The organism is Undibacterium sp. Di27W, assembly GCF_049340345.1.
Taxonomy (GTDB): Bacteria; Pseudomonadota; Gammaproteobacteria; order Burkholderiales; family Burkholderiaceae_D; genus Undibacterium.
Window position 1 is genome coordinate 530,863 of the sequence record NZ_JBMPOS010000002.1, and the last position, 11,231, is coordinate 542,093.

The 11,231-nt window shown below is 46.2% G+C and carries 7 protein-coding genes; 3 read left to right on the forward strand and 4 right to left on the reverse strand.

Annotation, left to right across the window (positions count from 1 at the left end):
• Positions 1-22 precede the first annotated feature (22 nt).
• Positions 23-2,911, reverse strand: a complete 2,889-nt coding sequence (locus ACO0LF_RS07060) for a polyprenyl synthetase family protein (protein WP_423013268.1) — start codon at positions 2,909-2,911, stop codon at positions 23-25.
• A 338-nt stretch (positions 2,912-3,249) separates the two neighbouring features.
• Between ACO0LF_RS07060 and ACO0LF_RS07065 the strand changes: the two genes are divergently transcribed.
• The 3 genes from ACO0LF_RS07065 to ACO0LF_RS07075 all read left to right on the forward strand — a co-directional run bounded on the left by ACO0LF_RS07065 (position 3,250) and on the right by ACO0LF_RS07075 (position 5,059).
• Entirely contained in the window at positions 3,250-3,585 is a 336-nt protein-coding gene (locus tag ACO0LF_RS07065) for an ArsR/SmtB family transcription factor (RefSeq protein WP_423013270.1), read from the forward strand.
• An 8-nt stretch (positions 3,586-3,593) separates the two neighbouring features.
• Positions 3,594-3,851, forward strand: a complete 258-nt coding sequence (locus ACO0LF_RS07070) for a hypothetical protein (RefSeq protein WP_423013272.1) — start codon at positions 3,594-3,596, stop codon at positions 3,849-3,851.
• 230 nt (positions 3,852-4,081) lie between these two features.
• On the forward strand, positions 4,082-5,059 hold the full coding sequence (locus tag ACO0LF_RS07075) for an alpha/beta hydrolase family esterase (protein ID WP_423013274.1): 978 nt from the start codon (positions 4,082-4,084) through the stop codon (positions 5,057-5,059).
• Positions 5,060-5,190: 131 nt separating this feature from the next.
• Here ACO0LF_RS07075 and ACO0LF_RS07080 read toward each other — a convergent pair whose 3' ends face one another.
• The 3 genes from ACO0LF_RS07080 to ACO0LF_RS07090 all read right to left on the reverse strand — a co-directional run bounded on the left by ACO0LF_RS07080 (position 5,191) and on the right by ACO0LF_RS07090 (position 11,199).
• Positions 5,191-6,939, reverse strand: coding sequence for a response regulator receiver domain (locus ACO0LF_RS07080; RefSeq protein WP_423013276.1), 1,749 nt, complete (start codon positions 6,937-6,939; stop codon positions 5,191-5,193).
• Entirely contained in the window at positions 6,939-9,905 is a 2,967-nt protein-coding gene (locus tag ACO0LF_RS07085) for an ATP-binding protein (protein WP_423013278.1), read from the reverse strand. Before ACO0LF_RS07085 ends, ACO0LF_RS07080 begins: the two co-directional genes overlap by 1 nt.
• Before the next feature lie 115 nt (positions 9,906-10,020).
• Positions 10,021-11,199, reverse strand: a complete 1,179-nt coding sequence (locus ACO0LF_RS07090) for a DNA cytosine methyltransferase (RefSeq protein ID WP_423013280.1) — start codon at positions 11,197-11,199, stop codon at positions 10,021-10,023.
• Positions 11,200-11,231 lie beyond the last annotated feature (32 nt).

Genomic DNA, 11,231 nt, shown 5'->3' on the forward strand with positions numbered 1-11,231 from the left:
CATTGGCGGGAAGTAATATTCTTTACCTCAACCGCCTACTAGAAGCCCGCGCCAACTCAATCAAAGTCGCCTTCGCCGCAGAATGCCGTACTGGCAGCAAAGCCTCTACCCCCATTGCGATCTGCCTCGCAGCCTCAGCCCGCGTATCCTCCAGCGCCTCATTGGCGACCAGCCATGCACTGACTTCGGTTGCATCTGCAAAACCATTCGCAGCCAGCACATCAAAGCCTTGCGGGTCGCGTTGTCGTGCCAGTAGCAAGGGGTAGGTTAGCAGGCCGGTGCTGAGGTCGGTGTAGCGGGTTTTGCCGGTGTCGTTGGTATCCGGGGCGAGGTCGATGATGTCGTCGATGAGCTGGAAGGCCAGGCCCATGTGGCGGCCAAAATTGGCGGTGGCGGTGACTGTGGCGGCGTTGCAGCCGCCTACGGTGGCACCGGCGCGGCAGGACCAGGCGAATAGGCCGGCGGTTTTGCCGTCGATGATGCGCAGGTAATCTTGTTCGCAGGCTTCCAGGTTGCGGCGGCCTGATAGCTGGTCGGATTCGGCGGCGATCATGGATTCTATGACTTCAAACAAGTCGTCTGCGAGACCGTTATAGCCTATGCGGTACAGTGAGCGCACGGCGCGTGAGACCAGCAGATTGCCTGCCAGTACACCGGCACCGACGCCATATTTTTTCCAGGCAGTGGGGTGGCCGCGTCGCTGGTCGGCTTCATCGATAATGTCATCGTGCAGCAGGGTGGCGGCGTGTATCGATTCAGTGATGATGGCGACCTGCACCGCTTCTTCTGACAAGAAGCGCCGCATCAGCATGGAGCACAGCAGGGCGCAGCTTGCGCGCAGGCGCTTGCCGGACTGGAATAGTGAATCTGCCAGCACGCCATCGATAAGATGGCGCTGGTGGCTGGCACCGTATTCTCTGAAGTGTTTATCGGTCTGGTCCAGCGCGCTGATTAAACGCGCACGCAATTTGTCGAGATCGTCCGCCAGTGCCTTGTCATTGATGGAACCGACGACATCGTTGATGAGCGTGTTGACGCCGGACGTATTAGTCTGTGCTTCTGCTGTGCCTGATTTTGAGTCAGGCTTAGTGCTGGCCCATTTGGATACCGGTGCCACGCCTCTGCTGAGGTTGTTGATAAAGCGCATGGCTTTGGATTCAAATTCAGGCAAGCGCTGGTCCCAGCCCAGCTGGCGCACGATATCGCCCGCCTTGACAGAATATTCGGCAACGCGGCTGGTCATGCCACCCAGCCAGGCGATGGTTTCGCCTGAGAATACCGGCACCAGGTCCAGCAGGTGTGGCAAGCCTGCTTCAAAGCGTAGCCTGTCTATGACCTTCAGTGGTGTCAGCGCCACGGGTTCTTCCAGCGGGAATAGCTGGCAGCGTGCGGCACTGGATGCAGTCAGATCAAGTATGCGGTTAACAACGTGGCGGGCAGATTCATTCGCGCTTTCCATGGTCGCCACGTCGGTCGTTGTTCGCACAAAATCGCCAGCGACAAACAGATTGATGATGCCTATATCTACCTCAGGCCGCGCCGCCCATGAACCAGCAGTATTGACGAACAGCGGCGCATCGTTTTGCATGCCCTGTTCTGTCCAGCGCAATGACGGGTCTATCGAGCAGGCGATCACGCCAGCAGCTTCGAGCTCTGCGCGGTCTGCCGGTGCAAGGTGGGCCAGGATTTGTTGCCAGACTTCTTCCTGTATTTCTGCGGGTGTGCAATCCTTTGCAGGTTTGCGTATGTAGTCACCCGGTGCATCAAAATCAGAGATGCAGACACTCAGTATGCCGCGTACGGTGCCATCGCCATATTGCGCAAGCCCGCGTGGCCAAAAGCGTTGTTGGCACAGCGAGGTTAATGCCCACGGCGCATCCAGAAATATCGTGTGCCCGTGATTGAGTTCTATATCCTGGCCCAGATAGAACAGGATGCCATTCATCCACTCGGTCTTGAGTTCATCCAGCCTGGCGAGGCTGGGTGCTCTCGCCAGCATGTCGTCATTGCTGATGGCCTGCAAGGCTTCCAGCGGTAGTGCCAGGATGAAGTGGTCGGCTGTCAGTTCTGTGCCATCACTGAGTTGCAGCGCACGTACAGATTCACCATCCCACAGTACATTTTCTACAGACACACCCTGGATAAATTCCACGCCCAGATGTTGCAGATGCGTGACCCACGGCGTTATCCACACTTCACTGGTCGGGCCATTCAGTACACGGTCGGCACAACTGCGGTAGATATCACTAAGCAGTTGTATGCCCACGACCACGTTGGAGCGTGCGCTCATATCGGCCGCACGGCAAGCCACCAGGGTGCGTGTCACTGCATTGATGACATATTTCTGGTAAGCCTCAGAACGTGAAGGTGCCTGGAAATAATCCCAGGCTGAGATATTTTCAAATTCGCCAAAGCGCCGCTCATCAGAACTGGTCAACATGGTGAATACGCAGCGCACATAATGCAGCATGTCTTCACGCGGCACGTCAACACCGCTGCCCACAAACAGATCGTAGAGAAAAGACAGTAGCGACGCCGCATCACGCGACGATGAGCGCAACTGGTTGGGCACTTCCCAGCGCCCCTTCTTGGACAGCGCCAGCGTGCGCGAAGTATGCGCCAGGTTGTCTGCCACACTGCCATAAGAACCATCCGCCAGCACGCAGGGTATGCGCGCCATGGTGTCAGGGATATGCCGGTAAAAACCGGGGAAGAAACGAAAGCCATGCTCACCCGGCAACTCCTGCTGACCAGCAACGGCTGAACCCTCAACTGGAATACTGCGCGACTTACCGCCCGGCACAGCCAGCGCCTCTACCACCGTCACCAGATAACCACGTTCGGCCAGTTCATGCGCCGCCGTCAAACCTGCAATACCTGCGCCTGCTATCAACACTCTAGTTTGCTTCAACGAGCTATCTCCCGGGATAAGGTCGCGGAGATAAGCTCATCCGCCATTAGTAAGTGGGTAATTACTCAGTGGGTAATTTGTCAGTGGGTATTATGCTGGCAGTCTGTTGGTCTTGGGCAAGCTAAGTGCGGGCGAAATAGTATTTGTATAAAAAAACAGACATTTACCAGTAGCCAGCTTAGGCTGGGTTTATCTGCTCTATCGTCAAACCTTCCTCTTTTTCAGAGCAGTTCTGATCTCCGCCACAGCAGCACAGCTCCCTTTACCAGATAAGCTCCATCTGAAAATTAATACAAAAATTGGTTTACATCGTGACACGTGTAAGATATTGTTGACACATGAAAGAATTAAAAAATCATGCAATCACAGGTGAGCAATTGCTGGAAGTGCTGGCGGCGCTGGCCAACCCGCATCGCTTGCGCATCATTGCAATACTTGAGACGCAGGGTCGCAACTACATCAGCCAGCTCGCCCGCGAGGTAGGCATCAGCCGCCCCTTGCTGCATCTGCACCTGCAAAAGCTGGAGGCTGCAGGTCTGGTCACCAGCCAGCTGGAACTGTCGCATGATGGCAAAGCCCTCAATTATTTTGAAGTATCCAGTTTCGCCATTACGCTCTCGCCACGCAGCATTGCCGCGGCGGTGGCTTCCCTGAACAACAATCCAGAATCATAGAGGTCACCATGTCTCAAAATGCATTTTTTGCCGCGTTCTTCTTCCCTGCTGCTGCGGCAGTCATCATCTTTTTCATGAAATATGTCTCCGAGGTTTTGCAGGCGCGAGTGCGCCTGGGGCAGGACGAAGCCTATCGTGCGCTCGCAACCCAGGCAGCCGCAAGCCAGGCCGAGACAGTGGCAGCGCTGGCTACGACAACTGCAGCCCTGGCAGAGATACAGGGCAGACTCGTGACGGTAGAAAAAATACTGCGCGAAGTTGAATAGCTGACTAAGTGCATGGCTAGCACAATCAACATCATCTGCACAATCAGTAGCATCAAATCAGCGCGCAGTCTCACTTTGTTTAGCTGCGTCACCCTGCGGCCATTAGGAGTCAAGCAAATGCACCATGTGTCATCGTCTCGCCTGTATATGCCGTGGGCGCTTTACTCGCTTATTACTATCGCGCTTCCATCCACACATCCATCCACGCATTCAGCCACAGCAGGTGCAAGATGAAACGAGTACTACGCTGGTTTGCCTGGGGCTTGTTGGGCCTGCTTGTCCTCATCGCGCTGTGCGGCGCATTGTTCGCTTACTTCATCTATTCCCCAACACCCATTCGCCCCGCCTTGTCTGGCGTTGTGCAAAAAGGCAGCATACAAGCAGGTGGCATCAAACGCACCTACGTGAGCTATGTTCCACACGACCTGCCTAAAGGCGCACCGCTGGTGCTGGTCATGCACGGCTCAGGCCAAAGCGCAGAAGACATACGCGTAGAAACCGGCTACGGCTTCGAACGCCTCGCCGACCAGCACGGCTTCGCCATCGCCTACCCCGACTCCTACAGCTTTGACTGGAACGATTGCGGCAAAGTCGGCGACTACCAGGTCAATGGCCGCGACATCGATGACGTCGGCTTTCTCGACACCCTGACCGATAAACTCATCACCGACCTCGGCACAGACAAGACCCGCGTATTCGCCACCGGCGTATCGGCAGGCGGCTTCATGTCATTACGCCTGGCCCTGGAATCCCCAGCCCGCTTCCGCGCCGTGGCCGCAGTATCCGCCAGCGTACATGTCCCCCAAAACTTCCGCTGCAAACCCGCAGGCACAGGCGGAACCTCAGTCATGATCATGAACGGCACCAAAGACCCGCTAGTACCATACAACGGCGGCGAAGTGAACCTGCTAGGCCTGTTCTACAAATGCGGCGACGTACTCAATGTCCGCGCATCGGCACAATATTTTGCAGACTTGAATAAGATCACCGCCACACCCACAGTGCAAACCAGCGCAATATCAGGTATCGATGTGGAACGCATAAGCTGGAGGCAAGACCCCAGAACCGAAGTAGAACTCGTCACCATACACGGCGGTGGACATGGCCTGCCGCAACCCTACTATCGACGTGCACGCTTGCTAGGGCCGTCACCTATGGCGCCGAATGGGGCGGAAATGATTTGGGAGTTTTTTGCGCGGCAACGATGAGCAACTTGCAATTGGTTCGGGAGAGCCCCTTAAAGCAATCGTCATTTGGTATTAATAAGTACGACACGAATTTAAGCATTTTGTTAAAACGCGTCTTTGTTTAACCAATACCGCTAGATCTCCTAAAATAGCTATTTAAAATTTATAAAATCAACTCCGACACGTCCGATATGGTGACTCGCAAGTGCCTGAAATCTAGCTGTGTAGATATCTCTAAGTTGCGCTATAGGGTGAAGCATTTTCTCTTCAGGAGTTAATTTCGTTTCAGAATCAGTACTAATGAAAGAAACACTTATTCCGTTTACACATTGAGCTCTTGTCGACGTGTCATGGTTTTTTACAAGTAGATAGTCGATCGTAGGATGGCCATTAGTATTTACAACCGAATAAGCATATCGTTGACCATTCTGAGTCTTCAAAAATATGCAATTACTGTTTGTCGCACTCTGCAAAGCCGCACGGAGTTCAGTTTTTGTGAGATGTAATACCTTCATTAGTCGATGTGGTTTTAGCTTCTGCGTTAAGTGACCAGTGTGTTGCATGGGGACAGTTTCACATGCAGGCGCGACACACAAATAAGCATCATTTGAATTTGAGCCCAGAAGAATTGTCCCGCTTGTAACGTACCCGTTGTCAAACTCTGTCGAGCAAAGAGTGTAATTTAGAGCGTGCCCGATATATTCTTTATGTTTTTCGACAGGGATATTGAGGTTCACATGTTTTGCACAATAAGTTAATAAATCCACTTTTTGCGGCACTTCTTGCGCTAAAAATTCTTTGAGTAGTGAATCAAAAACTGACGTTAATACCTCAGCCATTTTTCTATCCGAAAGAAGTTTTTGTTCAAGCTCATCCGTTAAATAGCTAAATAATTGATCAATAACCGCGCCACGATTTGGCCCAGTCTCTGAAGACAGTATTTGATGCAGCCAACCTGCCTGTCCCTCGGGATCATGGGACAAATTTCTTGAAAAAGAAATTGGTTCATTCTCAAGGCGATTCTGCATCTCTGAAATTAGCAACTGATAATATGTCGGTGCCCAATCAACTAGCGCCTTACTTATTTCGTTCCATATAAGTAGAGGATCGTCTTGTCCATTTTCGGCCGATTTATTTGTAAGCACTACAAAGACATTACCAAAATGGATCCATTTAATTTCACTGTTTTTTCCGGAAATTTTGATGTGGCTTTGTTGCGAATTTAGAATATTAAATTGACTGAAAGCATGAGAGCAAACAATATCGCTAATGAGTGAGCCTATATTCGCAATGGTATTCTGACAAAACCACTTAATTGTCGATTTCGTTGCTTTCCCAGTAATTGCATATTCTTCTAAATCTGCATACGTAATTTTGGATTTCCATTCCTCTGGGATGGATGCTCCTGAGTCTGTATTATTATCCCAATACTCTGTTGCAGTTTTATTTACACCCAGTGTATCTTCAATATTTGCACTGCCGTATATTGATGAAGCAATCTCTAGCCATACTCTTTCTAAAGGTTCTCTCGTGTAAACGACTACCAGATTCATGTGATCTGTTTCGCTCAATCCCTTAATTATATTAATAGATTTTTTGGGGTCATTTTGTTCTAAGTGATAGTCAAGAATTACAAGATCGCATTTTCTAATTTTTTCAATATCAATATTGTCAGCGCCTTTATCAATATCACAGGTAATTTTTTTTGATTGAAAAAATTTATGGATAGCAGCTGCTTTTGCCGTACCAATTTTTTTTGGTTCAGGCAAATCTGCAAAAGGAATGGTTTGTAAGCAAAGTTCATCGTAAGGCAAAAAATCATCATCGATCATTATTACTGAGCGAATAGATTCATCTCTAAATGTTTTGGTTACTAAATCTTTATATAGAACTTCAGACATTACTCAATCTCCATACCATTAAAAGTGATGATGAAATTTGCACCGTCTTCAATAAGTTGGATATCATCACGAGCGCCATATCGAATTTTATGATGTGCCACAGCTAAATTTTCTTTGCAAAGATATAGACCGACACCATGCCCATTCGATCTCCTGCTATAAAAAAGTTCAAATAGTCGAGGAATATCATCTTCATCGACGGGGGGGCCTGAATTTGCGATTACTACCTCATTTTCTACCACGTCAATTTTGATGAGACGATATTCGGAGAGACAAACCCAATACAAGGCATTGTTAATTAGATTAACAAAAACTGGGTAGATGCGCGAAGGTAAATCTTTGATGGACATTCGCAAGAATGTATCTTCAAATCGCATTTCGACTCTCTGCCGACTGAAGCGGTCTTTGAAGAACATTTCTATTTGCCGTTGAATTTCTTTGCCTGTGATTACTGTTCGAATTTGGTAGCCAGACAATTTCAATGGCGACAAGAACCGGATTTGCTGAGTTAGTGACTTATGTGCGTTATAAGCTGTTCTGTATCCAGGATGAGTTTCTTTTATGTCTTTCGGCAAAGAGTTTAAGCCTGCCGTCACCATGCCATCGAGCTCTTCTAATTCATGCGCAAGTATTTCTACACTTATCCCAAGTTGCGCTAGCGCCTGCAAGCTCTTTGCCTTGTCTTCAAAGTATGCTTTTTCCTCTTCTGCCATTGAAAAAGCAGCGTCTAGATTGACGCCTTCTTCTAATCTTTCAAGTGCACGGAGCATTGAATCGTACTTGACACTAAAAGTATCGGCAAAACTATTGTATGTCGCATCTAAATTATTGAGAGCGTCTTCTAGACTAAATCCATTTTGAACATTCTCAACGTACTGAATGCAAAATTTGTAGTACTCGCTTCTATTTTGGCGAGCTTCATCTCCCCAAGCATTTTTTAAGGAAGATAATTTGCTCTCAATTTTTGATTCGGCCTTATTTATCTGTGCGTTAAGCAAAGACTGATTTCGGTCAAAATGTTTTTTTGCTGATTGCAAAGGGGATTGTTTGTAGAGCTGAGATTCGAATTTATTTAACTTATTTTTTAAGTCGAGAATATGAGCAGTATATTCACTATACATATCCCTATACAATCTATAACGATTTTCATTATCGCCAATTTTGGGAGGCTTTACAGGAGTTTTCAACATCGTACGATTTGATTCAAACTGTCGAAAATTGTCATCAATTTCAGCAAGAGTAGAATTTTCTATACCTTGCAAATTTTCAATTTTTTTTCTCAAGTTCCGAATAGCGTTTAACTGAAATGTTAGTTCAGGTTCTAATCTTTTGAGTTCTAAAAGAAATTGTTTTTGAGATTGTTTTCTGGCTTGTGTTTGTGCGGCTTTGCGAGATTCACGTTCTATTTTAACTATCTCAAGCATTTTCTGTCGATCGTCAGATCTTGCGCCAAAAAATCTATCGGCCAATTGAACTAATATCTCTGAGACCAAAGCCTTAAGTTCACGAGCAGCCTGATTTTTTATGAATCCTTCTCTGCCTGCTTTGTCTTTCAACTGACTATTTTCGTTTTGAGTAATTAACACTTGTCCAAAAATGCGTCGTTTCGACCAATAGTAGCGTCCTGCACTTTTACTGCGTCTTTCTTCAATCTCAAAGAAATCATTGTCGACTCGACCATAGGGAAGAACGCGCAAACCATCGCGATAAATCATCAACCCTGTGATTTGTTTATCAGTTTGCTCGATCAGATTTGCATGTATATTTTCTGAGTGGCTTGTTTTGTCTAATTCTTGTTCAAAAGTTCCGATACTTAGTTTGAATGGACCAACCTTTGTTCCATTCCTATCTAACTCAATGGAGGGTGAAAATTTAAACTCTCCGCGATCAATACCAAAGGCTTTAATTTTTCCAATGAACCAGCCTCGGCTGTCAATTTCACCTTGGACTACATGCTCCAAATTTAAGAAATCCTTCAGATCAAAGACATCTGATTGTCTTAATAATTGGCGCTGGCTATTTTCTGAGAAGACTCGGATCTCATATTCAAATTCTTCCAGGTCTTGACTGAAAGGGTCCACGAACGCTCTTAAGGTATCAACTAAATCCTTTTCAATTTGGATAATTTCATGATTGTTTTTATCTAAATTTCCACGATTAGTGCATAAAGCGAGTTCTCTATCTAGATCAAGTAAGAGTAATGCTGTCCCGTGAGCTGCCCCATCTAATTTTTTGGCCTTATCAAGAAGAATTTCCCATGAATCCAGAATACTAGGATCAAAATCAAATGAGTCACAAAAGGCACATATTCTCTGTTCAGTCGTAACTACTTTGAGACCAGAATTTTCCCCCGCTTCTATTTGATCTTCACCGAATTGTTCCCATGCCTGGCGAATTCTCCGTTGATCTAATGTCACCGGATTTAGAGATAAATTACTTTTTAAATCTCTTAGAAGTTGTTCAAATTTTCTCGGAAGATCAATCAAATCTTCAATTTCAGATACTGGGACAGATATGTCAGATAGTGACAAGTAGGTATTTTCAAAAAGTCTCCAATCGATAAGCGCAATCGAAAATTGGGTATCAATTTTTTTTGTTACCAATAACGTGACTGGTGCGAGAAATGCGCAAGATAGACGACCAATCCCTTTTTCTCCTTGCGTGCTTCTTATTGGCAAGCCAAACCTATCTATCGAATCGAGAGATTTTTTTTTGCTTTTTGATTCGGTTCCGACGATCAGCCAACTTTCAATAAGTTGCTGGAAGGTCATTCCACAACCGTTATCAATAATTGAACCGCACTTAGTGTCGCCGTCAAACAAGTGCAATGCTACGTCTCTTGCATACGCATCGAAAGAATTCTTCCAGAGTTCGCTTATTGCTGTGGGGCAGTCGGCAATTTGCCCCTTGCCCAAATGATCTATTGTTCTTGCGCGAGCTCTGAATGCGATGGCCTGAGTTTTCATTGAAGGACCTTTTGAATGAAGCTCAATATTTGTCTTTTAATCCTCATTCTATTCCAACTCAAAATGGTAGTTTGGAAATTATAAAAGAAACAAGGAAACAAAAGAACGGTTATAGTTACTTAATTTGCAATTTGTTGCTATCTACTAGAAAATTTCTTAGCGTAGTAATCAATTGCTCCCCCAGTTTCACTGGTACCGCATTTCCAACTTGCTTCCCTTGACTTGTGATGCCGTTAGTAAAAACGAAGTCGTCTGGAAAAGTTTGAAGCCTTGCTGCATGCCGTATAGTTATGCCATGGTTTAACCAAGGATGCAGAAAACGTCCTTTGGATGGATTGAAGCACCCCGTAGTTATCGTCGGTCCTGGTTGAGCTAATCTTATTCTACCGTACACGTCTTTATGACCTTTATAGGCATTGCTATGGCATGGGAGTCTGAATGCGATATCTTCTCGGCTCCCGTTAATTGGGGTAATTTGAATTCGCTCGAGTAAATCCTGTGTATGCGTCATGTGCAATGCACTTGGATCAAGGTCAATTCCTAATGTTGGCTGGCCAAAAACAAGTGAATTTACTTTTTCTTTACCTAAAATTTGCTTCAATTTCTTAAACGTCGGTTCCGGCGGTTTTTCAAAAACAACAGATGAACTTAACCACGTTTGTCCCCCTTCTGTTGGTGAAAAGTGAGTTGGATGCGGTGGCCAAGTTAGATGTCTAATATCGATAGATTTACTCACACCAAGAATAAATACTCGATCTCTATTCTGGGGAACCCCATAGTCTTTCGCATTAACTTTAATTGGTTTAAAAATTTGATACCCATTTTCTTCCGCTAATTCATTAAATTGCTTGAGATATTTTTCGTGCCGTTTCCAAAGCAGGCCGGGCACATTTTCAACAAGGAATATTTTAGGCTTGAGTTCTTTGACGAAATCAAAGTATCTCAGAAGTAATTTGTTTCGTGGATCATCTATACCTTTACCATTGATGCGATGTGTCGAAAATCCTTGGCACGGCGGTCCTCCTATCAACATATCCAAGTGCCCTTTTTCTAAATCAAGGCTTTCTCTAAAATCTTTTGGATTTATTTCAAGTATGTCGAAAGGTAGCAATTTGGTATTTGGTGAATACTTCTCAACTATATTTTTTTGATAAGTTTCTGCCGCTGCGTTGTCGAACTCTATTGCCGCTAATACATGCAAGCCTGAATTTAGGGCTGCAAGCGAGAATCCACCTGCACCAGAAAATAAATCAATAACGGTTAAGCTTCGTATTTGTTTTTTTTGTACGGACATGATTTAACAGCGAGATATTAAGAATGAATTTA

What these genes read in the sequence shown, in the direction of transcription:
- ACO0LF_RS07065 (WP_423013270.1), top strand. Translation starts at nt 3,250, where the DNA reads ATGAAAGAATTAAAAAATCATGCAATCACAGGTGAGCAATTGCTGGAA.
- ACO0LF_RS07070 (WP_423013272.1), top strand. Translation starts at nt 3,594, where the DNA reads ATGTCTCAAAATGCATTTTTTGCCGCGTTCTTCTTCCCTGCTGCTGCG.
- ACO0LF_RS07075 (WP_423013274.1), top strand. Translation starts at nt 4,082, where the DNA reads ATGAAACGAGTACTACGCTGGTTTGCCTGGGGCTTGTTGGGCCTGCTT.
- ACO0LF_RS07080 (WP_423013276.1), bottom strand. Translation starts at nt 6,939, where the DNA reads ATGTCTGAAGTTCTATATAAAGATTTAGTAACCAAAACATTTAGAGAT.
- ACO0LF_RS07085 (WP_423013278.1), bottom strand. Translation starts at nt 9,905, where the DNA reads ATGAAAACTCAGGCCATCGCATTCAGAGCTCGCGCAAGAACAATAGAT.
- ACO0LF_RS07090 (WP_423013280.1), bottom strand. Translation starts at nt 11,199, where the DNA reads ATGTCCGTACAAAAAAAACAAATACGAAGCTTAACCGTTATTGATTTA.